The organism is Micromonospora sp. WMMC241, from assembly GCF_027460165.1.
Classification (GTDB): Bacteria; Actinomycetota; Actinomycetes; order Mycobacteriales; family Micromonosporaceae; genus Micromonospora; species Micromonospora humi.
Map to the genome: position 1 here is coordinate 1,429,425 of NZ_JAPZBF010000001.1, position 26,951 is coordinate 1,456,375.

23 protein-coding genes, 1 tRNA gene and 1 pseudogene are annotated in these 26,951 nt (G+C 73.1%); 12 read left to right on the forward strand and 13 right to left on the reverse strand.

Annotated features, from left to right (window positions below):
- Positions 1–80 precede the first annotated feature (80 nt).
- The 3 genes from O7598_RS06945 to O7598_RS06955 form a co-directional block, all read right to left on the reverse strand.
- Entirely contained in the window at positions 81–1,025 is a 945-nt protein-coding gene (locus tag O7598_RS06945) for a beta-ketoacyl-ACP synthase III (protein WP_091058902.1), read from the reverse strand.
- Positions 1,026–2,210, reverse strand: coding sequence for an acyltransferase domain-containing protein (locus tag O7598_RS06950; protein ID WP_269690531.1), 1,185 nt, complete (start codon positions 2,208–2,210; stop codon positions 1,026–1,028).
- Between the two features lie 78 nt (positions 2,211–2,288).
- Complete coding sequence (locus O7598_RS06955; RefSeq protein ID WP_332367364.1) at positions 2,289–3,590, reverse strand: PucR family transcriptional regulator; 1,302 nt, start codon at positions 3,588–3,590, stop codon at positions 2,289–2,291.
- A gap of 138 nt (positions 3,591–3,728) precedes the next feature.
- On the opposite strand from O7598_RS06955, the gene O7598_RS06960 reads away from it, so the two are divergent.
- The gene (locus O7598_RS06960; RefSeq protein ID WP_269690533.1) at positions 3,729–4,037 is read left to right on the forward strand and encodes a hypothetical protein; all 309 of its coding nucleotides are present in this window, start codon (positions 3,729–3,731) and stop codon (positions 4,035–4,037) included.
- Positions 4,038–4,041: 4 nt separating this feature from the next.
- On the opposite strand, the gene O7598_RS06965 is transcribed toward O7598_RS06960, so the two are convergent.
- A complete protein-coding gene (locus O7598_RS06965; RefSeq protein WP_269690534.1) occupies positions 4,042–4,704 on the reverse strand; it encodes a hypothetical protein in 663 nt (220 codons plus the stop codon).
- Positions 4,705–4,896: 192 nt separating this feature from the next.
- On the opposite strand from O7598_RS06965, the gene O7598_RS06970 reads away from it, so the two are divergent.
- The gene (locus O7598_RS06970) at positions 4,897–5,499 is read left to right on the forward strand and encodes a copper resistance CopC family protein (protein WP_269690535.1); all 603 of its coding nucleotides are present in this window, start codon (positions 4,897–4,899) and stop codon (positions 5,497–5,499) included.
- Positions 5,500–5,726: 227 nt separating this feature from the next.
- On the opposite strand, the gene gltX is transcribed toward O7598_RS06970, so the two are convergent.
- From gltX to O7598_RS06985, 3 genes are read right to left on the reverse strand one after another with little or no spacing between them, the layout of a single operon-like run.
- A complete protein-coding gene (gene gltX, locus O7598_RS06975) occupies positions 5,727–7,136 on the reverse strand; it encodes a glutamate--tRNA ligase (protein WP_269690536.1) in 1,410 nt (469 codons plus the stop codon).
- 48 nt (positions 7,137–7,184) lie between these two features.
- Positions 7,185–8,462 (reverse strand): MFS transporter, encoded by a 1,278-nt coding sequence (locus O7598_RS06980; RefSeq protein WP_269690537.1) that lies wholly within the window; start codon positions 8,460–8,462, stop codon positions 7,185–7,187.
- On the reverse strand, positions 8,459–9,805 hold the full coding sequence (locus tag O7598_RS06985) for a GH1 family beta-glucosidase (RefSeq protein ID WP_269690538.1): 1,347 nt from the start codon (positions 9,803–9,805) through the stop codon (positions 8,459–8,461). The genes O7598_RS06980 and O7598_RS06985 overlap by 4 nt, the downstream gene beginning before the upstream one ends.
- Positions 9,806–9,973: 168 nt before the next feature.
- Between O7598_RS06985 and O7598_RS06990 the strand changes: the two genes are divergently transcribed.
- Positions 9,974–10,420 (forward strand): SRPBCC family protein, encoded by a 447-nt coding sequence (locus O7598_RS06990; RefSeq protein WP_091058936.1) that lies wholly within the window; start codon positions 9,974–9,976, stop codon positions 10,418–10,420.
- Between the two features lie 142 nt (positions 10,421–10,562).
- Here the strand turns inward: O7598_RS06990 and aceE are convergent, their stop codons facing one another.
- Complete coding sequence (gene aceE / locus O7598_RS06995; RefSeq protein ID WP_332367365.1) at positions 10,563–13,307, reverse strand: pyruvate dehydrogenase (acetyl-transferring), homodimeric type; 2,745 nt, start codon at positions 13,305–13,307, stop codon at positions 10,563–10,565.
- Between the two features lie 183 nt (positions 13,308–13,490).
- On the opposite strand from aceE, the gene O7598_RS07000 reads away from it, so the two are divergent.
- Positions 13,491–13,820, forward strand: coding sequence for a hypothetical protein (locus tag O7598_RS07000; RefSeq protein WP_269690539.1), 330 nt, complete (start codon positions 13,491–13,493; stop codon positions 13,818–13,820).
- Positions 13,821–13,843: 23 nt separating this feature from the next.
- Complete coding sequence (locus O7598_RS07005; RefSeq protein ID WP_269690540.1) at positions 13,844–14,248, forward strand: YjbQ family protein; 405 nt, start codon at positions 13,844–13,846, stop codon at positions 14,246–14,248.
- Positions 14,249–14,306: 58 nt separating this feature from the next.
- Here the strand turns inward: O7598_RS07005 and O7598_RS07010 are convergent.
- Positions 14,307–15,155, reverse strand: a pseudogene (locus tag O7598_RS07010) (helix-turn-helix domain-containing protein); the annotation flags it as partial.
- Between O7598_RS07010 and O7598_RS07015 the strand changes: the two are divergent.
- The 7 genes from O7598_RS07015 (at position 15,141) to O7598_RS07045 (ending at position 22,255) form a co-directional block, all read left to right on the forward strand.
- The gene (locus O7598_RS07015; protein ID WP_269690541.1) at positions 15,141–16,556 is read left to right on the forward strand and encodes an MFS transporter; all 1,416 of its coding nucleotides are present in this window, start codon (positions 15,141–15,143) and stop codon (positions 16,554–16,556) included. The pseudogene O7598_RS07010 and the gene O7598_RS07015 sit on opposite strands and share 15 nt — an antisense overlap.
- Before the next feature lie 42 nt (positions 16,557–16,598).
- Complete coding sequence (locus O7598_RS07020; protein ID WP_269690542.1) at positions 16,599–17,066, forward strand: MarR family winged helix-turn-helix transcriptional regulator; 468 nt, start codon at positions 16,599–16,601, stop codon at positions 17,064–17,066.
- A 222-nt stretch (positions 17,067–17,288) separates the two neighbouring features.
- Positions 17,289–19,772 (forward strand): thiamine pyrophosphate-dependent enzyme, encoded by a 2,484-nt coding sequence (locus tag O7598_RS07025; RefSeq protein WP_442929919.1) that lies wholly within the window; start codon positions 17,289–17,291, stop codon positions 19,770–19,772.
- A gap of 110 nt (positions 19,773–19,882) precedes the next feature.
- Positions 19,883–20,320, forward strand: a complete 438-nt coding sequence (locus tag O7598_RS07030; RefSeq protein WP_091058954.1) for a DUF3052 domain-containing protein — start codon at positions 19,883–19,885, stop codon at positions 20,318–20,320.
- 8 nt (positions 20,321–20,328) lie between these two features.
- Positions 20,329–20,796, forward strand: coding sequence for a peroxiredoxin (locus O7598_RS07035; protein ID WP_269690544.1), 468 nt, complete (start codon positions 20,329–20,331; stop codon positions 20,794–20,796).
- Positions 20,797–20,876: 80 nt separating this feature from the next.
- Positions 20,877–20,951: transfer RNA gene (locus tag O7598_RS07040), tRNA-Val, on the forward strand.
- Positions 20,952–21,205: 254 nt separating this feature from the next.
- Positions 21,206–22,255: a hypothetical protein gene (locus O7598_RS07045; RefSeq protein WP_269690545.1), complete on the forward strand. Its 1,050-nt coding sequence runs from the start codon at positions 21,206–21,208 to the stop codon at positions 22,253–22,255.
- Positions 22,256–22,392: 137 nt separating this feature from the next.
- On the opposite strand, the gene O7598_RS07050 is transcribed toward O7598_RS07045, so the two are convergent.
- The 4 genes from O7598_RS07050 to O7598_RS07065 all read right to left on the reverse strand — a co-directional run bounded on the left by O7598_RS07050 (position 22,393) and on the right by O7598_RS07065 (position 26,888).
- On the reverse strand, positions 22,393–23,358 hold the full coding sequence (locus tag O7598_RS07050; protein WP_269690546.1) for a phosphotransferase enzyme family protein: 966 nt from the start codon (positions 23,356–23,358) through the stop codon (positions 22,393–22,395).
- A 53-nt stretch (positions 23,359–23,411) separates the two neighbouring features.
- A complete protein-coding gene (locus O7598_RS07055) occupies positions 23,412–23,891 on the reverse strand; it encodes a hypothetical protein (protein WP_269690547.1) in 480 nt (159 codons plus the stop codon).
- A 113-nt stretch (positions 23,892–24,004) separates the two neighbouring features.
- Positions 24,005–25,852, reverse strand: coding sequence for a glycoside hydrolase family 15 protein (locus O7598_RS07060; protein ID WP_269690548.1), 1,848 nt, complete (start codon positions 25,850–25,852; stop codon positions 24,005–24,007).
- A gap of 58 nt (positions 25,853–25,910) precedes the next feature.
- Entirely contained in the window at positions 25,911–26,888 is a 978-nt protein-coding gene (locus O7598_RS07065) for an NAD(P)/FAD-dependent oxidoreductase (protein ID WP_269694776.1), read from the reverse strand.
- Between the last annotated feature and the right edge of the window lie 63 nt (positions 26,889–26,951).

Consider the following 26,951-nt stretch of genomic DNA (forward strand, 5'->3'; position numbering starts at 1 on the left):
GGTTCCTCTCATCGGGGGTTTCTCGGTGGTCGGCGACGCCGGCCACCGCACCTGGAGCGCGTCTGCGCCCGAGGGGGTCATCAGGGGCAGCGGACGACCTGACCGGCGTAGGTCAGGCCGCCGCCGAAGCCGAACAGCAGCACCGGGGCGCCCGAGGGCACCTCGCGCCGCTCGACCAGCTTCGACAGGGCCAGCGGGATGCTCGCCGCCGAGGTGTTGCCGGACTCGACGATGTCCTTGGCGATGATCGCGTCCGGGATGTTCAGCCGCTTGGCGATGCCGTCGATGATCCGTCCGTTGGCCTGGTGCGGCACGAACGCGGCCAGCTCCGACGGGTCCACCCCGGCCCGCTCGCAGGCCTGCAGGGCCAGTGGGGCCAGCGAGGTGGTGGCCCAGCGGAACACCGACTGACCCTCCTGCGCGATGTAGGGCTGCCAGCCCTCGATCCGGACCGCGTCGCTCTTCTCCGGCGCGGAGCCCCACACCACCGGCCCGATGCCGGCCGGCTCGTCGTCGGCGGTCGCGGTGACCACCGCCGCGCCGGCGCCGTCGCCGAAGATGATGCAGGTCGACCGGTCGGTCCAGTCGGTGAAGTCGGAGAGCTTCTCCGCGCCGATGACGATCGCGTTGCGCGCCGCGCCGGCCCGCACCGCGTGGTCCACCGTGCCCAGCGCGTACGCGAAGCCGGAACAGGCGGTGTTGATGTCGTACGCCCCGGGCGCGTTGATGCCCAGCTTGGCCGCGACCCGGCAGGCGACGTTCGGGCTGCGGTCCACGGAGGTGCAGGTCGCCACCACGACGAGGTCGATGTCGGCGGCGGTGAGGCCCGAGTTGGCCAGTGCCTTGCCGGCCGCGGCGATGGCCATGTCCGCCACCGTCTCGTCGCCGGCGATCCGGCGGGTGACGATGCCTACCCGGTCCCTGATCCACTCATCGTTGGTGTCGACCATCTGCGCGAGCTCGTCGTTGGTGACCACGCGGGAGGGCTGGTAGTGCCCCATCGCGGCGATCCGGCTGCCGACCATTTAGTGCGATCCTCCGATGCGGACGAGGGGCTGGCCCGGGGCGACCGGGTCGGCGTGGTGCGCGAGCCACTCGGTGAGCGACCCGGTGTGGTGCGCGGTCACCTCGACCGGCCCCTGCCGGCCGGCGACGTGGCCGAGGACCTGGCCGGCGCGCAGCTCGGCGCCCTCGGCCAGCTCGGCCACCGGCGTGAAGACACCGGCGGCGGGGGAGACGACCACCCGGTATCGGGCGGCCGGGCGGTGGGCGGCCGGGCGGTGGGCGGCCGGGCCGCCGTGCCGGGCGATGAGCCGCCGGGCGGCGGGCAGGTCGTCCGGGGTGTTCAGGGTGACGATCTCCGGTGCGCCCTCGCCCTTCAGCTCCCGCTTGACCAGGCCGGCCAGGGTGCCGGCCGGCGGCAGCTCGACCACGCCGGTGACGCCGAGGTCGGCCAGGGCGCGCATGCACAGGTCCCAGCGGACCGGGGCGGTCACCTGCCGGACCAGCCGCCGGAGGGTCTCCCGGCCGTGTCCGACCGGGTTGCCGTCGAGGTTGGACAGCAGGATGCGGGACGGGTCGGCCACCGTGACGCCGGCGGCCACGACGGCCAGCGCGTTCTCGGCGGGGGCCATGTAGGGCGTGTGGAACGCGCCGGCCACCTGGAGCCGGATGATCCGGGCCCGGGCCGGCGGTTCGGCGGCGAGCTTCTCCAGCCCGGCGACGGCGCCCGCGGCGACGATCTGGCCGGCGCCGTTGCGGTTGGCCGCGTGCAACCCGTGCGTCTCGAGCGCGGCGAGCACCTCGTCCGGGTCACCGCCGAGCACGGCGGCCATCCCGGTCGGCTCCAGCGCGCAGGCGGCGGCCATCTCCCGGCCGCGTACGCCGGCGAGCGTCACGGCCGCCTCGGCGGGCAGTACCCCGGCCAGGGCGGCGGCGCCCAGCTCGCCCACGCTGTGCCCGGCGACCAGCGCGACGTCGTGCATCGGCAGGTGCTCGGCGGCGAGCAGCGCGGCGGCGACCAGCAGCGGCTGGGTGCGGGCGGTGTCCTTGATCTCGTCCGCGTCCGCCCGGGTGCCGAGGTGGACCAGGTCGACTCCGGCCAGCGCCGACCACCAACGCAGGCGCGCCTCGACGCCGGCGACGTCGAGCCAGGGGTTCAGGAAACCGGGCTTCTGTGAACCCTGTCCGGGCGAGAGTACGGCGAGCACGCCTACGACTCTGACGGATTCTCGCGGGCCGCGCTGTAACGCACGGCACCAAACCGCACTAGAAGCTTTAGAGGTTTCCTACAAAGATCGGCGACGGTCGTCGCCGCTCTGGGTGGCTTTCCGGCTGGCTGGGCTCGCTGTCTGGTTCGGGACCGGTGCGACGGCTGGTGCGACCGGGTCGAGCCGGCCGACCGTCAGCGCGATCTGGAGCGCGAAGGCGTCCCGCGGCGAGAGCGGCGAGAAGCCGGTCACCTCGGAGATCCGCTTGAGCCGGTAGCGCACCGTGTTCGGGTGCACGAACAGCGCTCGCGCGGCGCTCTCCAGCGTGCCACCGGCCGCGAAGAACGCGTCGAGCGTCTCCAGCAGTTCGCCGCCGGCGCGGGCCAGTGCCGCGTACACGTCGTGGCGCAACCGGCGGCGGGCCTCGGCGTCGCCGGCCAGGGCCCGCTCGGGCAGCAACTCGCCGGCGGCGACCGGGCGCGGCGCGGTCGGCCAGGCCGGCGCGGCCCGGAAGCCGGCGAGCGCCGCCCGCGCGGACTCGGTCGCCTCGTCCAGGCTGGGCACCGCCGGACCGACCACCACCGGGCCGTCGCCGAACGCGCTACGCAGCTTCCCGGTGGCCGCCAGCGGGTCGGCCGCCCCGCCCAGCACGATGACCAGGCGGTCGCCGTGCACCCCGCCGATCACCTCGACGCCGATCCGTCGGGCCTGCCGGTAGACCGTGTGCAGCACGGCCGCGACCTCGCCGCCGGGGGAGCGGCCCACCGCCACCGCCACCGGCGGCGCATCCGACCAGCCCAGCGCCGCGGCGCGGCTGGCCAGCACGTCCGGTGAGTCACCGCGCAGCAACGCGTCGACGAGCAACGCCTGCAGCCGGGCGTCCCAGGAGCCGCGGGTCTCGGCGGCCCGGGCGTAGACCCGCGCGGCGGCGAAGGCGATCTCCCGGGAGAAGCGCAGCACCGCCTCCCGCAGCGACTGCTCCTCGCCCGGCACGGCCAGTTCCGACACCTGCTCCTCGACGACCTCGATGGTCACCTTGATCAGCGCCACGGTCTGCTGGAGGCTGATCGAGCGGGCGAGCGCCTGCGGCGCGGTGGCGAAGACCTCGTCCGACACCTCCTGGGTGCGGTCGGTCGCGCCGCCGCCCTGCCGCAGCCACTGCACCAGCGACCGCACGCCGGCCTGGGCGACCACCATCACCCAGGAGCGCTGGTCGGCCGGCAGCTCCCGGAACCAGAGCAGGCTCTCGTCCATCCGCGCGACGCTGGCGGTGGCCAGGCTGCCCGCGGCCCGCTCGATGCGGCGCAGCGTCGCCGACGTCTCCGTCCCGCCCGGTTCGCTCACCGCACCAGCCTGACACGCGCTGACCAGCGGATCCACCCCGCGTCCGCGACACGGACCCCGCCGGACGATCTCCACCGGTACGCGCTGACGATCTCGTCGGGCCGGGCCAGTACGGTGTCAGGGCGCGTCGGGGTGTTCCGCCCGGCGGGCGACGGCGAAGGTGAGGAGACCGGGATGGCGCACGGGGAGGCCGAGCACGGCTGCGCCCAGGACGAGCCCTGCCGGCCGGGCCACGACCAGTCGCGCCGGACGGGCCTGACCCACGCGGGCGAGCCCGCCGGGTGGACGCCCGAGCGTGCCGACGACGAGCCGGCGGTGCCGCGGCAGCGGGTCGTCGAGCCGGCGTACCCCGCGGTCGAGCCGGAGCCGGCTCGGACCTGCCGCAGTGACCAGGCCGGCTGGGCCGGCGGTCACCGGCACGGCGCGGTGCGTCCCGGTAACCGTACGATCCGCCGGGAGCGGCCGCCGCGCCGCTGGTGCTGACCGCTCAGCGGGTACGGCGGCGCACCAGCAGCGAGATGCCGGCCAGCCCCACGGTGATGACGAGCACCACGCCGATGTTGAGCAGCAGCAGCCGCTGGAGCTCGGCGAGCGCGGTGTCGAGGTTGCCCTTCGGGTCGAGCGCGTCCTCCGGCAGGACCCGCTCGCCGCCGCCGATGCCGCCGGAGAGCGTGTCGAACTGGGGCGCCAGCGGCACCCCGACCGCGCGCAGCGTCTCGGACATGTTGAGGCGGCCGAGGAACCAGCCGGCCCGAGGGTGGCTCAGGTCCGGCTGCTTGGCCGGCCGGTAGACCCGGGGGCCGCCCTTGGCCAGCGGAAACAGGTCGTACGTGTTCTTCGCGGTGCCGGCCACGAGGACGACCACCGTGTACTTCGGACCGAGGTCCTTGGCGGCGGGGCCGCGTAGCTGGCCGGTCGTCCCCAGCCACTTGACCTGGTCGATGACCATGTTGACCTCGGCCGGCCGGGTGTCGCCCCGCAGTTGCAGCGGCTGGTCGAGCCGGTCGCCGGTGATGTCCACCCCGGGCGGGGCGAGCTTCGGTTTCGGCGCGGCCAGTGCGGCCGTCGTGCCGGTGAGCGCGAGCGAGCACGCGAGCGCCACCGCCGCCCCGGCCACGACCGTCAGCAGCCGTCTCACCTTCCGGACCATCGCCGCCTCCTCGCCCCGTTCGATGGCTGGCTTCCGCTGCCGGTCACACTGGACCCACCCACCTGAAAGACTCCGCAGAACGTCGCGCGGTTGCAGCAGGTGGAAGAGTAATTGGAACTATCTGCGAGCTGAGACCGACCAACATGAGCGGCCGAAGATCAGCGGCCGGATCTTACCCGGACGGAGGGGTTCATGGGGGGCAGGGCTGCCCGCACGGCGCGGGCCTGGCTGGTGGTGCTCGGGGTGGCGGCCGGGGTGTCGCTGCTGTCGCCGGCCGCGCCGGCTGCCGCGCACAACTCGTTGACGGGCAGCGATCCGAAGAACGGCGCCCGGGTGTCCACCGCGCCGAAGCGGATCGAGCTGCGCTTCCTCGCCACGCCGAAGGAGGCCACGACGAAGGTGACCGTCACCGGGCCGGACAACGTGGCCGCCACGGGCGGCGCCCCGACGTTCTCCGGCAAGCGGGTGAGCGTGCCGTTCACGCCGGGTGCGGCCGGGCTCTACATCGTGGCGTACCAGCTCGCGTCCGACGACGGCCACGCGATCAAGGGCGAGATCCGGTTCACGCTCACCACCGGCACGCCGGCGGAGGCGCCGTCGGCGAGCGCGACCCCCACCGGCGCCACGCCCACCCCCACGGCGGCACCGACCAGCGCCGCGCCCGCCAGTCCGACCCCGGCCGCCGCCGCGGACGACGACGGGGGTACGGGGTGGCTGTGGGCGGCCGGTGCGGTGGTGGTGCTGGCCGCGCTCGGCGGCGGCCTGCTGTTGCGCCGCCGCGCCGGTCGCGGCTGACCGGCTCGTTCACCGGCCTGTCGCCGACAGGCAGGGGGAACGCTTTTACGCGGTATACCTCTCCGTCATATTTATGACGGAGAGGTATACCGCTTTTCAGCGCGTTGTTCCCGACCGACGTCACGCTGAGTGCAGGCGGAGAGTGCGGCCACCCCGAAACGCCGCACGACGGGCCGCACCGCGAAACCGCGAGAGGCCGGGAGGAGCCGCGAGAGGCGCGGCCGGGCTCAGACCAGGCGGACCCGGGCGGCGCGCAGCCGGGTCAGCGTGCGGTCGCGGCCGAGCACCTCGAGCGACTCGAACAGCGGCAGCCCGACGGTGCGGCCGGTGACCGCGACCCGGACCGGCGCCTGTGCCTTGCCCAGCTTGAGCCCGCGCTCCGCGCCGACCGCCTCCAGGGTGGCCTTCAGCGACTCGGCGTCCCACGACTCCAGCGACTCGAACGCGGCGATCGCCGCGTCCAGCAGCTCGGCCGCGCCCTCCTTCATCGCCTTCGCCCAGGCCGCCTCGTCGATCAGCGGGTCGGCCAGGAAGAGGAAGTCGACGTTCGGCACGATCTCGCTGAGCACCGCGAGTCGGGTCTGCGCCAGCGGGGCGACCGCGGCGAACGCGGCCGGGTCGAACTCGGCCGGCTGCCAGGGCGGCGGGGCGATGGTGTCGGTGCCGGTGAGCCACGGCTGGCACGCGGCGACGAAGTCCTCGACCGGCAGGGCCCGGATGTACTCCCCGTTGAAGGCGCGCAGCTTCTTCTCGTCGAAGAAGGCGGGGGAGGGGTTGACCTCGTCGAGCCGGAACTCGTCCTCGATCACCGACCAGGGCACGATCTCCCGGTCGCCCGACGGGGCCCAGCCGAGCAGCATCAGGTAGTTGCGCATCGCGTCGGCGAGGTAGCCCTCGTCCCGGTACGCCTCCAGGGCGACCTTGTCGCGCCGCTTGGACAGCTTCTGCCGCTTCTCGTTCACGACCACCGGCACGTGCGCCCAGATCGGCGGCTTGACCCCGAGCGCGTCCCAGAGGAGCTGCTGCTTCGGGGTGTTGGGCAGGTGCTCCTCGGCCCGGATCACGTGGGTGATCCCCATCGTCATGTCGTCGACCACGTTGGCGAGCAGGAAGACCGGTGAGCCGTCGCCGCGTGCGATGACGAAGTCCTCGATCAGCTTGTTCTCGAACGTCGGCTCGCCCCGGATCAGGTCGACCACCACGGTCTCGCCCTCGTCCGGGGTGCGGAAGCGCAGCGCCCGACCCTCGCCGGCGGGCAGGCCGCGGTCGCGGCAGAAGCCGTCGTAGCCGCGGTGCTGCGAGCCGGTGCGCGCCTGCACGTCCTCGCGGGTGCAGTCGCAGTAGTAGGCCCGGCCGCCCTCGTGGAGCCGCTGCGCGGCGGCGCGGTGCTCGCCCGCGTAGGAGGACTGGAAGTAGGGGCCCTCGTAGCTGCCGCGCGCGATGCCGATCCAGTCGAGCGCGGAGAGGATGCCCTCGGTCCACTCGGGCCGGTTGCGGGCCGCGTCGGTGTCCTCGACGCGGAGCACGAACACCCCGCCCTGCTGCTTGGCGAAGATCCAGTTCTGCAGCGCCGAGCGGGCGCCGCCGACGTGGAACATTCCGGTCGGGGAGGGGGCGAAGCGTACACGTACCGTCACGTCCCCCAGCCTACGGCGGGCCGCGACCGCTTTCCGGCAGGGGGCCGGTCAGGGCACCGCCTTGATCTTCACGACCAGGGCGCTGCCGACCAGGGTGACGGCTGCGGTGACCGCGTAGAGCGTGGGATAGCCGCCCAGGTGGACCACGATCGGGGCGGAGAGCGCCGGCCCGAGCACCTGCGGAGCGGAGTTCGCGATGTTGATCACCCCGAGGTCCTTGGCCCGGTCGGTGGCGGCGGGCAGCACCTGGGTGATCAACGCGGCGTCCACCGCCAGGTAGACCCCGTAGCCGGCGCCGAGCAGCAGCGCGGCGACGACCGCCATCGACCAGACCGGGGCGACCGCGAGCAGCGTCGCCGCCACCGCCATGATCAGCCCGGACACGATCACGAACACCTTGCGCCGACCGGACCGGTCGGAGAGCCGCCCGGCGACCACTGCGGTGAGCATCATGCCCAGCGTGTAGAGCAGGATCAGCACCAGCAGCGAGCCCTCGGGGTCGGCCACCCGCACCCCGTCGGTGAGGAAGTAGAGCAGGTAGAGCGTGCCGAGCGCGTTGCCCAGCTGCACCAGGAACCGGGTGAACCAGGCCCAGGCGAAGTCGGGATGGCGGCGCGGGCTGATCCACATCGAGGCGAACAGCGCGCGCGTCCGCAGCGGCGACCGGTGCTCCCGGGGCAGCGGGTCGTCCTGGGTGAGCAGCGCGAACGGCAGCGACAGCAGCAGCACGGCGAGCGCGATCGCGGCGTACCCGGCGGCGTTGCCGGTGACCACGGCGGTGACCAGCACCGCGCCGAGCACCAGGCCGAGCGCCTGCGGGATGCCCACCCAGCCGGAGACGCCGCCGCGCTGGGCCACCGGCACCCGGTCCGGGATCGCGGCGGTGAGGCTGGCCAGCATCGCGTTGAAGCAGACCTGCGCGGCCACCCAGGCGACCGCCACCCCGGCGATGCTGTTCTGCCGGGCCAGCAGCACCAGGGCCGCCGCGCCGACCACCGCGCCGGTCGCGGTCCAGACGTGCCGGCGGCCGAAGTGCCGGTTGGCCAACCGCAGCGAGGTACGGTCCGACAGCGCGCCCGCCAGCGGGTTGGCCAGCACCGCGGCGAGCGCGCCGAGGCCGGTCACCACCGCCAGCATGGCCTCCTTGTCGCCCGGCGCGATGCGCTCGATCTGCTGCGGCAGCAGCACCTGGATCGGGGTGAAGAACGCCATCCAGACGCCCAGATTGGCCGCGAAGATCAGCGCGATCCAGCTCCGCCGCACCGGCACTGTCGGTTCGGCGAGCGCCGCCGGCAGTGAGGCCGGCGTCGGGTTCACCGTGGTCATCGCCGGATCAGGTCCCGGAACCAGGCGTACGAGGACTTCGGGGTACGCCGCTGGGTCGGGTAGTCGACGTGCACCAGGCCGAACCGCTTGGTGAACCCCTCCGCCCACTCCCAGTTGTCCAGCAGCGACCAGACGAAGTACCCGGTCACCGGCACGCCCGCGGTGATCGCCTCGTGGACCGCGCGCACGTGTCCGTCGAGGTACGCGATCCGCTCCGGGTCGTCCACCCGGCCGTCAGCGTCCGGCGCGTCGTCGTAGGCGCAGCCGCTCTCGGTGACCTGGATCGGCGGCAGCGCGTCGCCGTAGCGCTCGTGGAGGTGGAGCAGCAGCTCGCGCAGCCCGTCCGGGGCCACCGGCCAGTCGAACGCGGTGCGCGGGTAGCCGTCCAGCGGCACCATCTCGAACGGCAGCGGCGAGCCCTCCTCCGGCGCCCGGATGCCGGTCGGGTTGTAGTAGTTCACCCCGAGCACGTCGATCGGCGCGGCGATGACGTCGAGGTCCCCGTCGCGGACCACGGCCCGGTCGAGGCCCGGCGCGTCGGGATAGCCGCGGCCGAGCAGCGGGTCGGTGAAGAGCTGGTTGTGCAGCGCGTCGTACGCCTCGGCGGCGGCCCGGTCGGCGTCGGTGTCCCCGACCCGCCGCACCGGTGAGTAGTTGTTGGCGATCGCCACCGGGCTCGTGGTGCGGGCGCGCAGCGCGGCGACCGCGAGGCCGTGCCCGAGGAGCTGGTGGTGGGCGACCGGGAAGGAGTCGAAGAGCAGCATCCGACCGGGCGCGTGGGTGCCGATGCCGTAGCCCAGGGTCATGTGGATGAACGGCTCGTTGAGCGTGATCCAGAGCTTCACCCGGTCGCCGAGGCGGGCGGCGGTCAGGTCGGCGTACTCGGCGAAGCGGGCGGCGGTGTCCCGGTTCAGCCAGCCGCCGGCGTCCTCCAGCGCCTGGGGCAGGTCCCAGTGGAAGAGCGTGGCGACCGGGTCGACGCCGGCGGCGAGCAGGCCGTCCACCAACCGGTCGTAGAAGTCCAGCCCGGCGGCGTTCGCCGGGCCGGTGCCGGTGGGCTGCACGCGCGGCCAGGCGATCGAGAACCGGTACGCGGACACGCCCAGGCCGGCCAGCAGCGAGATGTCCTCGGCGTACCGGTGGTGGTGGTCGCACGCCTCGTCACCGGTGCTGCCGTCGACGATCCGGCCCGGCTCGTGGGCGAACGTGTCCCAGATGGACGGACCGCGGCCGTCGACGCCTGTCGCTCCCTCGATCTGGTACGCGGAGGTGGACACCCCCCACCGGAAGCCGGCGGGGAAGTCGGGGATCGGCACGGTCGTCAATTCGCCCTCCCAGGACATGAAGCGTGTTCGCGACTCTAGGGCGCGGGTGGCCGGCGCGCCATAGGCCGGGACGGCGGGTGGCACAAGGGTTTTCGGCGTGTCTTTTCCGATCCCGTCCGCTTAAGTCCGATTTACACATAGAGTGCCAAATATCGCGGATGTGATTTAAGTGGGGGAAAGACGCTCATGATCCTCGTGGAACGTAGCGCACACGTGGTGGCGCCTGTAGAAGTGGTCTGGGACGTCGTGCAGCGGGCCGAGCAACTGCCGGCCTGGCTGGCGGGTGTCCGCGCGGCCGAGGTCCTCTCCGGGGAAGGGTTCGGCCGGCGGCAGCTGGTGCAGGCCGGGCGCGGCGCCGCCCACGAGGCCGAAGTGATCGCCTATCAGGAACCGACCCTGATCGGCTGGCGCGAACGGGCCAAGGGCGCCGGCGCCCGGGCCGAGGCGCGCACCGAGATCTACGTCCAGCTGACCGCGGACGAGGAGGCCGGCGGCACCGTCGTCCGGCTGATCGTGGTGCGGTGGCCCGCCGGGCCGGTCAAGGCCGCCATGCTGCGGCTCGGCCTGCGCCGGGTCGGCGCCGACCTGGAGGACTCGCTGGCCCGGCTGACCGACCTGGCCGCCGTCGGCTGACCGAGCCCAGTCCCGGCGTCGCCCGCGATGGTGATGGTCCGGCGTCCCCGCCAGGGATGCCGGACCATCGTCGCTTCGGTGGGGTGTGAGAAAGGGCCCCTTCTCTGCCGGAGGCGTTAAGAAGGGGCCCTTCCTTTCACTCTCAGCTGTCGCCGCCGGTCTCGCCCACCGGGGCGGCGTTCACGTCGTCCAGCGCGTACTTGCGGGCGGCGTCCGCCGGCACGTGGGCCGGCACGGTGCCGCGCATGGCGAGCTGCCGCAGCGTGGCCACCGCCACCGACTCGGCGTCCACGTGGAAGTGGCGCCGCAGCGCGTGCCGGGTGTCCGACATGCCGAAACCGTCGGTGCCCAGCGAGGTGTAGTCACCCGGCACCCAGCGGGCGATCAGGTCCGGCACCGCGCGCATCCAGTCGCTGACCGCGACCTTCGGACCCTCGGCGTCGGCCAGCTTCCGCTGGACGTACGGCAGCCGCTGCTCCTCGCCCGGGTTGAGCAGGTTGTGCTCCTCGCACTCCACCGCGTCGCGGCGCAGCTCGGTCCAGGACGTCACCGACCACACGTCGGCGGCCACGCCCCAGTCCTCGGCGAGCAACTGCTGCGCCTTGAGCGCCCACTGCATGCCGGTGCCGGAGGCGAGGATGTTCGCCTTCGGCGCGTCGCCGTCGACCTGCGGCGCCGGGGAGTAGCGGTAGATGCCCTTGACGATGCCCTCGGCGTCCACGCCCTCCGGCTCGGCCGGCTGGAAGATCGGCTCGTTGTAGACGGTGAGGTAGTAGAAGACGTTCTCCTGCGCCTCGCCGTACATCCGGTGCAGGCCGTTCTCCAGGATGTGCGCCAGCTCGAACGCGAACGCGGCGTCGTACGCGACCACCGCCGGGTTGGTGGCGGCGAGCAGCAGCGAGTGCCCGTCCTCGTGCTGGAGGCCCTCGCCGTTGAGCGTGGTCCGGCCGGCGGTGGCGCCGAGCACGAAGCCGCGCGCCATCTGGTCGGCCGCCGCCCAGAACCCGTCGCCGGTGCGCTGGAACCCGAACATCGAGTAGAAGATGTACATCGGGATCATCGGCTCGCCGTGCGTGGCGTACGAGGTGCCGGCGGCGGTGAACGAGGCGACCGAGCCGGCCTCGTTGATCCCCTCGTGCAGGATCTGCCCGGTCGTCGACTCCTTGTACGACAGGAACAGCTCCCGGTCGACCGAGGTGTAGCGCTGGCCGTGCGGCGAGTAGATCTTCTGGGTCGGGAAGAGCGAGTCCATGCCGAAGGTGCGGGCCTCGTCCGGGATGATCGGCACCCAGCGCTTGCCGAACTCCTTGTCCTTCATCACGTCCTTGAGCAGGCGGACGAAGGCCATCGTGGTGGCCACCTTCTGCTTGCCGGACCCGCGCTTGACGTCGGCGAACCGCTCGCTGCCCGGGATGGCCAGCTTCTTGGGCGCGGTGTTGCGCGACGGGAGGAAGCCGCCGAGCTGACGGCGCCGCTCGCGCAGGTATTCCATCTCGTCCGACTTCTCGTCCGGCGTGTAGTACGGCGGGAGGTAGGGGTTCTCCTCCAGCTGCTTGTCCGGGATGTCGAGGTAGAGCCGGTCGCGGAACAGCTTCAAATCGTCGAGCGTCAGCTTCTTCATCTGGTGCGTGGCGTTGCGGCCCTCGAAGTGCGAGCCCAGCGTCCAGCCCTTGATGGTCTTGGCGAGGATGACCGTCGGCTGACCGGTGTGCTCCGTGGCCGCCTTGTAGGCCGCGTAGAGCTTGCGGTAGTCGTGACCGCCCCGCTTGAGGTTCCAGATCTCGTCGTCGGAGAGGTGCTCGACCATCCTGCGGGTGCGCGGGTCGCGGCCGAAGAAGTGCTCCCGGACGTACGCGCCGGACTCCGCCTTGTAGGTCTGGTAGTCACCGTCGGGCGTGGTGTTCATCAGGTTGACCAGCGCGCCGTCGGTGTCCGCGGCGAGCAGCGGGTCCCACTCGCGGCCCCAGACCACCTTGATGACGTTCCAGCCGGCCCCCCGGAAGAACGCCTCCAGCTCCTGCATGACCTTGCCGTTGCCGCGGACCGGCCCGTCCAGCCGCTGCAGGTTGCAGTTGATCACGAAGGTGAGGTTGTCCAGCTCCTCGCGCGCGGCCACGCCGATCGCGCCGAGCGACTCGACCTCGTCCATCTCACCGTCGCCGAGGAACGCCCAGACGTGCTGCTGGGAGGTGTCCTTGATGCCACGGTGGTGCAGGTAGCGGTTGAACCGCGCCTGGTAGATGGCGTTCAACGGGCCGAGGCCCATGGAGACGGTGGGGAACTCCCAGAAGTCGGGCATCAGCCGCGGGTGCGGGTAGGAGGGCAGCGAGCCGGCGCGGTGCGACAGCTCCTGCCGGAACCCGTCGAGCTGGTCGGCGCTGAGCCGGCCCTCCAGGAAGGCCCGCGCGTACATGCCGGGGGAGGCGTGACCCTGGTAGTAGATGTGGTCCCCGCCGCCCGGGTGCTCCTTGCCCCGGAAGAAGTGGTTGAAGCCCACCTCGTAGAGCGACGCGGAGCTGGCGAACGTGGAGATGTGGCCGCCCACGCCGATCTCCGGGCGCTGCGCCCGGTGCACCAGCATGGCGGCGTTCCACCGGATGTACGCCCGCAGCCGCCGCTCGATGTGCTCGTCGCCCGGGAACCACGGCTCCCGCTCCGGCGGAATGGTGTTGATGTAGTCGGTGGTGGTCAGGGACGGCACCCCGACCTGGCGCTCACGGGCCCGCTCCAGCAGGCGAAGCATGACGTACCGGGCGCGCTTGGTTCCGCGCTCGTCGATGACACCGTCGAGCGACTCGACCCATTCGCTGGTCTCTTCAGGGTCGATGTCCGGAAGCTGGCTCGGCAGACCAGCGGTGATCACCGGGCGCTTGCGTTCCGTAGCCACAGGCGTTCCCTCGGTTCTGTGTGGGATAGGTCTCTAGCGCCATCCTGCCCCCTGGTGGCGCTCGTCGTCACGTCTGGCTCCCCCAGACGCGACGCTGAACACAGGTACCCGCCGGTAACTTTGTGCGACCGCCGGCCGCGCGGTCCGAGCCGGTGGGTGGCGGCCCCCGCCTACCCTGCCGGCATGGTTCGGGTGGGCGGTGTGCTGGTGGGGGTGGGCGCGCTGGTCGCGGCGGGCTCGGCGGTCGGGCTGGCGCGGGAGATCGCGCGCACCCCGGAGTGGGGGCCCGGCTGGGTGTTCGGCCTCGGCGTCGGCGTGATGCTGGTCCTCGGCGGCGTGGACGAGATCCGCCACCGGCGTCGGTTCGGCGCCGGCTACCGGGAGGCGGCCGGTGGGGCCGGCGTCCTCCCGCATACGCCGGGCCCGGAGACCGGTGGCGGCGAGATGCCCGACTACGGCTCGGGGGACGGCGGTGGTGGTGGCGGGGACTGCGGCGGCGGGAGCGGGAGCTGAGCCGCTGCGGCAGAATGCGCCGTATGCGCAGTGAGGTGATCAGCGTCCGGACCGGTTCCCGGCCCACCGTCCGGGACATCACGGCCGAGGCCGAGCGGTTCGTCGCCGGGGCCGGCGACGGGCTGCTGCACGTGTTCGTCCCGCACGCCACCGCCGGGCTGGCGATCATCGAAACCGGCGCCGGCTCGGACGACGACCTGCTCCGGGCGCTCGACGACCTGCTCCCCACCGACGACCGCTGGCGGCACCGGCACGGCTCGCCCGGGCACGGCCGTGACCACGTGCTGCCGGCCTTCGTGCCGCCGTACGCCACGCTGCCGGTGCTCGGCGGGCGGCTCCAACTCGGCACGTGGCAGTCGATCTGCCTGGTCGACCCGAACGGCGACAACCCGGAGCGCCAGGTCCGCTTCTCGTTCCTCGCCGGCTGAGCCGGAGCGGCGATCGGCGGATGAAGCAGCTTCGGCAGCCGAGCAGCCTGCGCAGCTGGCCGGGGGTGTGGCCGAGGTGCGCGCGGACGGTGCGGGTCAGGTGCGCCTGGTCGGCGAAGCCCAGCTCGCCGGCGAGGTCGGCCAGGCGGACGCCGCCCTGCTCGATCCGGTCCAGCACCCGGACCACGCGCAGGTGGTTGCGGTAGCGGGTCAGCGGCACCCCGACCCGGGCCTGGAACTCCCGGCTGAGCCGGTAGGGCGACACCCGCAGCGCCCGGGCCAGCGGAAGCAGCCCGGCGGCCTCCGGTGCGTCGTCGTGCAGCGCCGCCCGCGCCCGCTCGACCAGCAGCCGGCCCGGACCGGCTCCGACCGCCGCCGGTGCGGTGGCCCGGCCGAGCAGCCGCACCAACCGCTCGGCCGCGGCGTGGTCGGGATCGTCGACGTCGCGCAGCAGCAGCCGGTGGGCGAGGTCGAGCCGGCCGTCCACGTGCAGCGTCCCGGGGACCGGCCGGTCGTCGAACAGCTCCCGCCACAGCCGCTCCGACACGTGCACCGAGGTGCACTCGTCGCCGCCCGCCGGGTGGGCGAACCGCTCCTCCTCGCCGGGCACGGTCAGGTAGGCGACCGTCGACCCGACCCAGGCGTCGCCGTCGCGCCCGACCCGCCGGAAGGCGCCGCGCCGGGCCAGCACCAGGCCGTACGCGGTGGCCGGCTCCGGCGCGGACCAGCCGGTGTGGTCGTCCCGGCAGCGCACCACGCCGACCTGGAAGTCCGGGTGGGCCAGCAGCCGCCTGGTGGTGCGCACCGGGCCAGCGTAGGCCGCCACGGCCACGCGGCGCGGCCCGCAAGGATCGACAAGACCCGCCGCCCGTGCGGGCGGCAGGGTGCCCGGGTGACCGCATCGCACCGGCGTCCCGGCGCCCTGCTCGTCGTCCTGCTCACCGGGCAGGCGATGGCCTCGATGGACAGCTCGATCACGGCGGTGGCCGCGCCCGCGATCCGCGCCGATCTGGGCGGTCCCGCCGCGGTCCAGCAGCTCGTGCTCGCCGGCTACACGCTCACCTTCGCCGTGCTGGTGGTGGTCGGCGCCCGGCTCGGCGCCCGCCACGGCGGCTCCCGGGTGTTCCTGGTCGGCCTGGCCGGCTTCACGCTCGCCTCGCTGGCCTGCGGGGCGGCCCCGACGCCGGTCACGCTGGTGCTCGCCCGGGTGGCGCAGGGCGCGGCCGGCGCGCTCATGGTGCCGCAGGTGCTCGCGCTGATCCGGACCGCGCTGCCGGACGCCGCCCGAGCCCGGGCGGTCGGCGCGTACTCGATGGTGCTCGCGCTCGGCGTGGCCGCCGGGCAGGTCCTCGGCGGGCTGTTGGTGACGCTCGACCTCGGCGGTCTCACCTGGCGGCTGGCGTTCCTGGTGAACGTGCCGGTCGGGGTGATCCTCCAGGTCGTCGGCCGGCGGGTGCTGGCCGGATCGCCGGCCCCGCCGGCTCGGCGGGAGCCGCTCGACCTGCCCGGCGCGGCGCTGCTGGCGGCGGCGATGCTCACCCTCGTGCTGCCCCTGGTCCTCGGGACCGCCGGGTGGGTCCGCGTCACCGCGGTCGCCGCCGGCGCCGTCGGGCTGCGGCTCTTCCTCAGGTACGAGTCCCGCCGGGCCCGGCGGCACGAGGCCCCGCTGCTCGACGTGGCCGTGCTGCGGCATCCGGGTGTGCCGGCCGGGTTGCTCGCCTGCTGCGTGGTCATGGGCTGCTACGCCGGCTTCCTCTTCGTGTTCACCCTGCGGGCGCAGGACGCGCTCGGTCTCGCCGCGCTCGCCGCAGGGTTGGCCTTCCTCCCGTACGCCACGGGTTTCGCCCTGTGCGGCCTGGCGGTGGCCCGACTTCCGGGAGCGGCCCGGACGGTCCTGCCGGTGGTCGGCCCGCTGGTGCTGGCCGTGGTGATCGTGGGTCTCGCCGCGCTGTCCGCCCGGAGCTGGCCATGGCTGGCCGGCGGCATGCTGTTGCTGCTCGGCGGCGCGGCGCACGCGGCCGCGTTCAGCCCGCTGGTCACCCGGCTCACCGCCGTCGTCCCGGCGAGCGCGGCGACCGCCCTCTCCGCGGCCGTCTCCACCGGCACCCTGCTCGCCGCCGTCCTGGGCGTGGCCGTGGTCGGTGGCCTGCACCTGAGCCTGACGGCCGCCGGCGAGGACGGGCTCGGGCTCGCCCTGCCCCCGGCGCTCGCCGTCGCCGCGCTGCTGGTCACCGGCGCGTTCGCCGGCCGTCGCGCGGTCCGACCGGTGCGCTCGCCGGGGACTCCCGTCGGTACCCGGGCGGCATAATGGACCACATCAATTGTTGCTGCGTCACGTATGATCGTGGGCATGGCGTCATCCACCGATGGGACGGACGACCGGGCCGCGCTGGCCGGGGACACCGTGCGTCGGCTCCTGCACGTCGCCGCCGCGCTGCGCCACCACCAGGACGAGGCGATCGCCGAGCTGGGGCTCACCCCGGCAGCCGCCCGTGCGCTGCACGAGCTGGACCCCGACCACCCGCTTCCCGCCCGTGACCTGGCCGAGCAGCTCGGCTGTGACCGGTCCAACGTGACCGGCCTGGCCGACAAGCTGGAGCAGGCCGGCCTGGTGGAACGGCGGACCGACCCGACCGACCGGCGGCAGAAGACGCTGGTGGTCACCGCGCGCGGCCGGCAGGTGCGCGAGCGGGTGCGAGAGGTGATGTCGGACTCCCGACTGCTCGCCGGCCTGGGCGCCACCGAGCTGGCCACGCTGCACGAGCTGGTCTGGAAGGTGTCCGACGGCGGGTGCCCCGAGGCGTGCGGGGAGATCTGAGCCACGCCGGGCGGAACGTGTCCGACTGGGCGAGGCGGGCCCGAGTCGGTAATGCTGTCCGACGTGACCACCCCGCACGATCTCGACGACCGGCTCCGCGCCGACCTGGCCGCGCTCGGCGCGCCGGAGCGGCGGCGCGACCTCGGCGAACCGCTGCCCGACGGCGGGTCGTTGACCGGGGCGCAGGCGTTGGCCCTGTTCGACGCGCAGCTCACCAGCCGGCTGCTCGACCTGGCCGGGCGCTGGCTGCGCGGCTTCGGCGAGGGGTACTACACGATCGGTTCGGCCGGCCACGAGGGCAACGCCGCGCTGGCCGCCGCGCTGCGACCGACCGACCCGGCGCTGCTGCACTACCGGTCCGGGGCGTTCTACTGCCTGCGCGCAGCCCAGGCCGCCGGCGCCTTCCCGTCCGCCCCGCTCCCCGCCGACCCGCCGGCACCCCGACCGGCCGACTCGCCGGCCGCGCTCCCGGCCGACGCGCCCGGCCCGCCGGACGCCGCTGAGAGCGGACCCGTCGGCCCGGATGACGCCGCCTCTTCCGCTGCTCGGGATGAGCGTTCCGAAGACCGGAACGCGTCGGGATCTTGGTACGAAAGTGCCCCCATGGGGGCCGTTCCGTACCAAGATCTCGATCCGGCGACCGATCTTGCGCTCGTCGACGAGGGCGGGGCGGAGCGGCTGCCGGCGGGGGCGGGCGTGACAGTGGACGCGGACGGTGACGCGACCGTCGGCGTACCCGATCTGCCGTCGCCGTCGCTCGACGACGCCTACGCGGCGGCGGCGCGTGACGTGCTGCGGGGCATGGTCGCCTCCGCCGCGGAACCGATCGCCGGCGGCCGGCACAAGGTCTTCGGCCGGGCCGACCTCGCGGTCGTGCCGACCACCTCCACGATCGCCTCGCACCTGCCCCGGGCGGTCGGGCTGGGGCTGGCCCTGGAGCGGCTGCGCCGGGGCGGCCCGCGCGCCGACGGCGACCCGGAGGTGGCGGCCTGGCCGCCGGACGCCGTGGTGGTCTGCTCGTTCGGTGACGCCTCGGTCAACCACGCCACGGCCACCGCCGCGCTCAACACCGCCGGCTGGTACGACCACACCGGCCTGCGGATCCCGGTCCTGTTCGTCTGCGAGGACAACGGGTTCGGCATCAGCGTGCGCTCACCCGAGGGGTGGGTGGCGACCGCGCTGCGGTCCCGGCCCGGCATCCGCTACTTCGCCGCCGACGGCACCGACGTGGTGGAGACCCACCGGGTGGCGGCGGAGGCGGCGGCCTGGGTGCGCCGGCACCGCCGGCCCGCCGTGCTCCACCTGAGCACGGTCCGGCTGATGGGGCACGCCGGGGCGGACGCGGAGACCGCGTACCGGAGCCCGGCGGAGATCGCCGCGGACCTGGCGCGGGACCCGCTGCTGGTCACCGCACGCCGGCTGGTCGAGGCCGGCTACGCCGCCGGGGAGGACCTGCTCGCCCGGTACGACGAGCGGGGCTGGCAGCTGCGCCGGATCGCCGAGGAGGTGCTCGACGAGCCGAAGCTGGCGTCCCCGGTCGAGGTGGTGGCGGAGCTGGCGCCGCGCCGGCCGGTGCGGGTGTCCCGGGCGGTCGCCGAGTCGGCGGCGCACGCGGCCGGGCCCGGCGCCGGTGGCCGGGCGGAGGCGTTCGGTGGCAAGCCACCGGAGCTGACCGGGCCGCTGACGCTGGCGCAGAGCATCAACGCGGCGCTGGCCGACGGCATGCTCGACCATCCGCAGATGGCCGTGTTCGGCGAGGACGTGGCCGCGAAGGGCGGAGTGTACGGGGTCACGAAGGGCCTGCGGGACCGGTTCGGGGCGGCCCGGGTGTTCGACACGCTGCTCGACGAGACGTCGATCCTCGGTCTCGGGCTCGGCGCCGGGTTGGCCGGCATGCTGCCGGTGCCGGAGATCCAGTACCTGGCCTACCTGCACAACGCCGAGGACCAGCTCCGGGGCGAGGCGGCCACCATGCGGTTCTTCTCCCGGGGCGCGTTCCGCAACCCGATGGTGGTGCGGGTGGCCGGCCTGGCCTACCAGGAGGGCTTCGGCGGGCACTTCCACAACGACAACTCGGTGGCGGTGCTGCGCGACGTGCCGGGGCTGGTGATCGCCGTGCCGGCCCGGCCGGACGACGCCGCGCCGATGCTGCGTACCTGCCTGGCGGCGGCCCGGGTCGACGGCACGGTGTCGGTCTTCCTGGAGCCGATCGCGCTCTACCACTCGCGTGACCTCTACGCCGAGGGCGACGGCGAGTGGCTCGCCGAGTACGCCGAGCCGGGCGCGTGGGCGGACCGGCACGTGCCGATCGGCCGGGCCCGGGTGTACGGGATCGGTTCCGCAGACGACCTCACCATCATCACCTTCGGTAACGGGGTGCGGATGTCGCTGCGGGCGGCCGCCACGCTGGCCGAGGAGGGCGTCGGCAGCCGCGTGGTGGACCTCCGCTGGCTCGCCCCGCTGCCGGTGGCCGACCTCATCCGGGAGGCCTCGGCGACCGGTCGGGTGCTGGTGGTGGACGAGACGCGGCGCTCCGGCGGGGTGGGCGAGGGCGTGCTCGCCGCGCTCGTCGACACCGGCTACGTCGGTGCGGCGCGCCGGGTGGCCGCTCTCGACACTTTTGTACCATTAGGTCCGGCTGCCCATCATGTTCTGGTGTCCGAGGAAGCCATTACCCAGGGTGCCCGTACGCTGCTGGCACGGTAAATTCCGTTCCACCCGGTGCGCCACTTGCGCAGCGAGCCGCAACTGTGTGGACTGGGCACCACGGCGTCGCACGACGCCGGAGCAGGCATGAGATGAGGAGGCACGCGACAGTGAGCGCGACCGCTGGTCAGGCCGCCGACGGGGTACGCAGCCTGGCGGACCGGTTCGGGATCGAACCGGGCATGGTCGTCATGGAGATGGGCTACGACGAGGACGTCGACACCGATCTCCGCGACGCCCTGACCGACCGCTGTGGAGAACTTGTCGACGAGGACACCGACGAGGTGGTCGACGCGGTCCTGGTCTGGCACCGCGACGGCGACGGTGACCTCTTCGAGCTCCTCGTCGACGCCCTCGGGCCGCTGGCGGACAACGGCGTGGTCTGGCTCCTGACGCCGAAGGCCGGCCGGGACGGCCACGTCGAGCCGAGCGAGGTCGCCGAGAGCGCGCAGACCGCCGGGCTCCAGCAGACCTCCACCATCAACGCCGGCCGCGACTGGAGCGGCGCCCGCCTGGTGCTGCGGCGCGGCTCCAAGAGCAAGAAGTAGGAGCGCGCATGCCGATCGAGGTGGGTGCCGAGGCGCCCGACTTCCTGCTCAAGGACCAGAACAACCAGGAGGTCCGGCTCTCCGACCTCCGCGGTCGCAAGACCGTGCTGCTGGTCTTCTACCCGCTCGCCTTCACCGGCATCTGCCAGGGTGAGCTGTGCGAGGTGCGCGACAACCTCAACGAGTACGTCAACGACGACGTCCAGGTGCTGACCGTCAGCGTCGACTCGGTCTACGCCCACAAGATCTGGGCCGACCGGGAGGGCTACCAGTTCCCGCTGCTGGCCGACTTCTGGCCGCACGGCGCGGTGGCCCAGGCGTACGGCGTCTTCAACGAGGTCGCCGGCATCGCCAACCGGGGCACCTTCGTCATCGACCGGGCCGGCGTGGTCCGCTTCGCCGAGATGAACATGCCCGGCGAGGCGCGCGACCAGCAGGGCTGGCGCAAGGCGCTGGCCGAGGCGGTCGCCGGCTGATCCCACCCCCGACACGTCGGTCGACCGGGCCGGAGGCCGGCAGGTAAGCTTGCCGCTCCGGCCGGCCGTACGGGCGTTCCGGGCGCGTAGCTCAGTGGGAGAGCACTCGCCTTACAAGCGAGGGGTCGCAGGTTCGAAACCTGCCGCGCCCACCACTCATCAGCAGGGAAAACCGCCCCAGGAAGATCACTCCCCAGGGTGCAGGGACTTGGGCCCACCAGCACGACTCCAGGCCTGTGGCAGTCGCCGACGCCGCCTTCGCCGAGGACTTCCCGCCCGAGCAGGCTGACCGCCCGCCGTCTCAGGCGCGGCGGTCCAGTGGCCGTCCAGCCGGTTGCGCGAAAACGACCGGTGTCTCTATAACTACTGTCGGCCCCGCCGACCTCCGGGGGGTCTGACGGGGGAGATCATGAGGAGAAGATCCGTTTTCGCTGCCGGCGTTCTGGCCGCAGTGCTAGTCATCATCAGCTCGCCAGCCCCGGCCCAGGCCGCTGACGTCCTGCGGGTCAACGGCGCCTACAGCGACTCGCCAAATCCGGGCACCCTGGTTGTCTCGGTCACCTCGACGCAGCCGGTCGCCAGCATTCTGGCGGAGGTCGTCACCGAGGACACCGGTGCCCCGGTCGCCCAGGCCTCGGACTTCGTGCTCCAGTCACAGACCTCAGATGCTGCCTTTTGGGCCACCTCAGCGCCTCTGATCCTCGACGCGCTCGGCGACTACGTCGTGCACGTCGAGGTGACCGATGTCGCGGGCAACCACGTCCGACAGGAACGGGCCGGTTCGCTTCTCTACCGGGTCGTCACCTTCCTGGACGGAGTCACCGCCGCCCCCAGCACAGTCGACTACGACCGCCGCCAAGTGACCGTTCGCGGGACGCTCAAGGGCCGCTGGCCCGGCACCGGGGAAGTTCGCCCGCTTGCCGAATTCCCCATCGACATCAACGGATGGGACGGCACGCCCCCGGTCAGCACCGCACCCGACGGCTCCTTCAGCAGCACTGTCACCATTTTCGGCCCCGCGCCGGAAGTGACGGCAACGTACTACGCCTCGCTCGACCGACCTTACTTCGAGCAGTCTGAGCCGGTCCGCATCCCGATCACGATCGATCCGCGGCAGACACGAGTCACCGCGAAGGTCGACCGCACCAGAGTTGTCGCTGGCCGCAGCGTGCAGGTCAAGGGCCAGTTGTCGTGGCTGACGTCGGCCGGCTGGACCCCGTACGCCAACCAGGCCAGCGTCATCTACTTCAACCTGTACGACGACAACGGCTGCTATGCCACCTACGGGCCCACGGACACCGACGCCAAGGGGCGGTTCGTGGCAGACATCGTGCCCTCCCAGACCGGGTACTTCCACGTTGTGTTCTCGCCGAACGATCCGTTCAACGGCCGGTTCATCGCCGATAGTGCGACGCGGACCGGGGTCGTCACCGTGTTGCCAGCCGGCACGCTGCGGTAGTGGAATCGCACCGGCGAGCCGACCCGGCTCGCCGGTGCGCCAGTGAATCGATCGTCCACCCCGCCAGCCACATTCGCCCTGCAGGCTCTGGTGGAACCGCCCCACCTTCCCGGGTGCCCACCACCCACCACCGCAGTTCAGGGCGCGTGGCCGGGGTCCGCGACGGACTCGGCGATGCGGGTGAGCCAGTGCAGGTCGTTGGCCCGCGACTCGGCACTCGCCTGCGGGTCGAGGATGCCGGCGAGGAACGCCGCGACGTCGTCGAGGCGCCGCTCGTCGCGGTAGTAGCCCAGCAGCGACGGCTCCGGCTCCACCGGCCCGTACCCCTCGCGGAACAGCGCGGCGCGGCGCGCGTCGATCGGGTGGTCGCCGAAGTCCCGGCTGTGCACGAACATCAGGTCCCGCTCGCGGGGCGCGAGGACCGGGGCGTCCCAGTCCACCACGTGCAGCGGTCCGTCGCCGTCGGCGATCAGGTTGCCGGGGTGGATGTCGGCGTGGCAGATGACGTGCGGGGCTTGCGGGACGCGGGAGGCCAGCTCGTCGACCGTCTCCGCCAGCCCGAGCAGCGCGTCGCCGTACAGGTCCCAGAAGGGCCCGAGGGACGCGCTCGCCGCGGCCTGCCCGCCCAGGGTGCGCAGTCGCTGGCCCGCGTTCGACCGGTAGGTCTCCGCCGGCAGGACGGCGGCGACTTCGGGGCTGGGTGGGACCGCGTGCAGGTGCGCGAGGAACTCGCCGTACTCGACCCACTGGCGGTCGGTCAGTCCCCGACCCCAGAGGCTGCCGCCGTCGCGGTACGGGTAGAGCAGCAGTTCGTAGTCGCCGAACGGGTTCGCGGTCCCGCCGCCGGCCAGGTCCACCGGCGCAACGACCTGCGAGACGCCGTGCGCGCGCAGGAATCCGGGCAACCGGACGGCGGCCGGGGTGAACTCGCCGCGGCGCAGCTTGAGGAACCAGCGCCCACCGTCGGACGTGTCCACCCGGTAGGCCCACGCCTGCCCGTCCAGACCGACCGGCAGGAACACGAGGTCGGCGACGTCCAGGGCCCAGGCGGCGGCCACCTCGGCCGCCAGGAGCCGCTCGTCCACGCCCGGCTTGTCGATCACGGCCGGAGCCTGTCACCGAGCAGGTCGGCGGGCAACGATATTTGCGCCGGCGGTCAGGGGCCTGGCTCGACGATCTGGACGCCGTGGGCGCGCAGCACCGCCTCGACCCGCTCCCGGCTGGCCGACTCCGGCTGCCGCCAGAGCCAGACCTGCCCGACCATGACCGCGTTGTTCGGCCCGGGCACGTCCCACCGGCCGCCGTTCGGGTACACGGCGAGCGCGAGCCGGCCGAAGCCGGGGCGGGCCACCCCGGCCTGGTGGATCTCGGACCACCGGTAGCTGCGGGCGACCGTGCCCCGGTGCCGGACCAGCAGCCCGGTGTCGTCGGCGAGCAGCGCGCCGTCGCGATGCCGCCAGGCCGAGATGACGGTGGCGGCACTCATCCCGATGGGCACGACGAGCGAGCCGAGGCTCCCCCGGAGGGCGAGCGCCACGGCCAGGGCGAGCAACCCGAGCGGCGCGAGCACCGCCGGCCACCACCGGGACGCGAACAACACCACCGGCTCCGCGCCGGGCCCCCGTTCCTCCGCCACGTGAGCGTTGGTGCCCGCATCGGCGCCGATCGACACACCCGGGGCGCACAACGCTCGGATGACCGACCCGGACGGCAACCGGATCCGGGTCGGCACGGTGCCGGGCTGAGCCCCTACTGGCGGCGGCGGGCGTCGGCCTCGGCGTCGAGCAGGTCGTTCAGCGCCAAGGCCGAGTTGATCAGCGAGAGGTGGCTGAACGCCTGCGGGTAGTTGCCGATCTGCTCGCCGGTCGCGGCGATCTCCTCGGCGTACAGGCCGAGGTGGTTGCTGAAGGTGAACATCTTCTCGAAGGTGAGCCGGGCGTCGTCGAGGCGACCGGTGCGGGCCAGCGCCTCGACGTACCAGAACGTGCACATGTTGAACGTGCCCTCGTGGCCGGGCAGGCCGTCGGGGGAGTGCACCGGGTCGTAGCGGTGGACCAGGCTGTCGGAGACCAGGTCCCGCTCGATCGAGGCCAGGGTGGACTTCCACAGCGGGTCGCTCGGCGTCACGAAGCCCACCGCCGGCATCGCCAGCAGCGCGGCGTCCAGCACGTTCTCGTCGTACGCCTGCACGAAGCTGCCGCGTTCCCGGTGGTAGCCGCGGGCCATGACCTGGTTGTAGATCCGGTTGCGCTGCTCGACCCAGCAGGACATGTCGCCGGGGCGGCCGGTGCGGGTGGCCAGCCGGATGGCCCGGTCCAGCGCCACCCAGGACATCACCCGGCCGAACGTGTAGTTGCGGGGGTGGTGGCGGCTCTCCCAGATGCCGGCGTCGCGCTGGTCCCAGTTGTGGCAGAGCCAGTCGACCAGCCGGACGGTGCTCTTCCACACCTGGTGCGACACCCGGATGCCCTGCTCGTCGGCGAGGTGCATGGCGTAGAGCGCCTCGCCGTGGATGTCGAGCTGGAGCTGGTCGGCGGCGCCGTTGCCGATCCGCACCGGGCTGGAGCCGCGATAGCCCTCCAGGTGTTCCAGCACCTCCTCGTGCAGGTCGGAGGAGCCGTCCACGCGGTACATGATCTTCAGTGGGTCCTGGTGGTCGCCGGCCTCGCGGATCCGCTCGTCCAGCCAGTCCATGTAGCTGCTGACCTCCTCGGTGAAGCCGAGGCCGAGCAGCGCGTGCACGGAGAACGAGGTGTCGCGGACCCAGGTGTAGCGGTAGTCCCAGTTGCGGGTGCCGCCGACCAGCTCGGGCAGCGCGGCGGTGGGCGCGGCGATCATCGCGCCGGTCGGCGCGTACGTCATGAGCTTCAGCGTGATCGCCGAGCGTTCCACCATCTCGCGCCAGCGGCCGGTGTAGCGGGAGCGTTCGACCCAGCGCCGCCAGTAGTCCCGGGTCCACTCGAACATCCCCTGGACCTCTTCCGGGGAGATGATCCGCGGTTCGGTGCCGGCCGTCTCCAGCACCACCCCGCCGGTGTCGCCCTCGTGCAACGTGCCGTACGCGACGAGGTCGCCGTCGTTGAGCTGGATGTCGCCGCCCTGGGCGATGAGCTGCCGCACCGGGTCGACCGGGTTGAACGTGAGCGACGCCGACGGGCTGCGGAAGACGTACCCGTTCTGGTGGCGTTCGAGCTGGTGCTTCTGCCGGGCGTAGTCGAAGCGGGGCCGGCACTCGACCCGGAAGCGCATGCTGCCCCGGACCATGTTGACCATGCGGACCAGGCGGTGCGCGTCGGTGGCCCGTTCGCCGGTGACCGGCATGAAGTCCATCACCTCGGCGACGCCGTCGGCGCTGATGAAGCGGGTGATCAGGATCGGCGTGCCGGGCAGGTAGAGCTGCTTGGTGACGTACCGGACGTCGTGCGGGGCGATGCGGAAGTAGCCGCCCTTGTCCTTGTCCAGCAGGGCGGCGAAGACGCTCGGCGAGTCGAAGCGGGGCGCGCAGAACCAGTCGATCGTCCCGTCGCAGGTCACCAGCGCGGCGGTCTGCAGATCGCCGATGAGCCCGTGGTCCTCGATCGCCGGATAGCTGTCCACGTCGCCCCCCGCGCTCGACTGCTCCTGCGCATTCCAACCTAGGGGAAGAATTGTCAGGTTAGGGCCGTTTCGGGTGGTCGACCGTCTCGCGGCGCGCCTCGACCGCCCGGCGGGTCTCCTCGGCCACCAGGTCCGCGTTGATCATCGCCGCCGTCCGGGCGCCGGCCGCCGCCGCGGCGCCGACCTGGGCGGACAGGTCGGTCACGTTGCCCGCCACCCACACCCCGGGGACATCGGTACGCCCGGCGGGGTCGGCCGGCACGTACTCACCCGACCCGCTCTCGTGCGGCGTCGCGCGCAGGCCCAGTGCCGCCAGGAAACCGGTCCGCGCCACCATCCGGGGCGCGACGGTCAACACCTCGCGGGCGACCGTGCGGCCGTCGCGCAGGCGTACCCCGGTCAGCCGGTCCCCGACGATCTCGACGGCCGCGACCTCGCCCTCGACCACCGGTACGCCACGTGCGGCGAGCTGCTCCGCCTGCTCGTCGGTGAGCGGCGGGGCGGTGTGGCGCAGATAGACCACGTCGTCGCTCCACTGCCGGAACAGCAGCGTCTGGTGCACCGACAGCGGGCCGCTGCCGACGACCCCGATCGGCCGGTCGCGCACCTCCCAGCCGTGGCAGTACGGGCAGTGGACCACGTCCCGGCCCCAGCGCTCCCGCAGCCCCGGCACGTCCGGCAACTCGTCCACCAGGCCGGTGGCCACCAGCACCTGGCCGGCCCGCACCCGGCGGCCCCCGGCCAGCGCCAGGTCGAAGCCCGTCCCGTCGCGGGTGACCGCCTCGACCTCGCCGGCGAGCAGCTGGCCGCCGTACCGGCGGACCTCGTCCCGCCCGCGCGCCAGCAGCTCGCCCGGCGGTACGCCGTCGAGGGCGAGCAACGCGTGCACCCCCTCGGCCGGCGCGTTGCGCGGGCTGCCTCCGTCGATCACCAGCACCGACCGGCGCGACCGGGCCAGCATGAGCGCCCCGCTCAGGCCGGCCGCGCCGCCGCCGATCACCACCACCTCGTAGCCGTCCGTCCGTAGCTCGGTCATCGTGACCACCTCCGCGAACAGCATGGAACGACCGTTGACGAAACCGCAAACCTTCTTGCTGTT

Bases quoted from the DNA above. Each gene is read 5' to 3' on its own strand.
- O7598_RS06945 (WP_091058902.1), bottom strand. From the start codon at position 1,025: ATGGTCGGCAGCCGGATCGCCGCGATGGGGCACTACCAGCCCTCCCGC.
- O7598_RS06960 (WP_269690533.1), top strand. From the start codon at position 3,729: ATGGCGCACGGGGAGGCCGAGCACGGCTGCGCCCAGGACGAGCCCTGC.
- O7598_RS06965 (WP_269690534.1), bottom strand. From the start codon at position 4,704: ATGGTCCGGAAGGTGAGACGGCTGCTGACGGTCGTGGCCGGGGCGGCG.
- O7598_RS06970 (WP_269690535.1), top strand. From the start codon at position 4,897: ATGGGGGGCAGGGCTGCCCGCACGGCGCGGGCCTGGCTGGTGGTGCTC.
- O7598_RS06980 (WP_269690537.1), bottom strand. From the start codon at position 8,462: ATGACCACGGTGAACCCGACGCCGGCCTCACTGCCGGCGGCGCTCGCC.
- O7598_RS06985 (WP_269690538.1), bottom strand. From the start codon at position 9,805: ATGTCCTGGGAGGGCGAATTGACGACCGTGCCGATCCCCGACTTCCCC.
- O7598_RS06990 (WP_091058936.1), top strand. From the start codon at position 9,974: ATGATCCTCGTGGAACGTAGCGCACACGTGGTGGCGCCTGTAGAAGTG.
- O7598_RS07000 (WP_269690539.1), top strand. From the start codon at position 13,491: ATGGTTCGGGTGGGCGGTGTGCTGGTGGGGGTGGGCGCGCTGGTCGCG.
- O7598_RS07005 (WP_269690540.1), top strand. From the start codon at position 13,844: ATGCGCAGTGAGGTGATCAGCGTCCGGACCGGTTCCCGGCCCACCGTC.
- O7598_RS07020 (WP_269690542.1), top strand. From the start codon at position 16,599: ATGGCGTCATCCACCGATGGGACGGACGACCGGGCCGCGCTGGCCGGG.
- O7598_RS07035 (WP_269690544.1), top strand. From the start codon at position 20,329: ATGCCGATCGAGGTGGGTGCCGAGGCGCCCGACTTCCTGCTCAAGGAC.
- O7598_RS07045 (WP_269690545.1), top strand. From the start codon at position 21,206: ATGAGGAGAAGATCCGTTTTCGCTGCCGGCGTTCTGGCCGCAGTGCTA.
- O7598_RS07065 (WP_269694776.1), bottom strand. From the start codon at position 26,888: ATGACCGAGCTACGGACGGACGGCTACGAGGTGGTGGTGATCGGCGGC.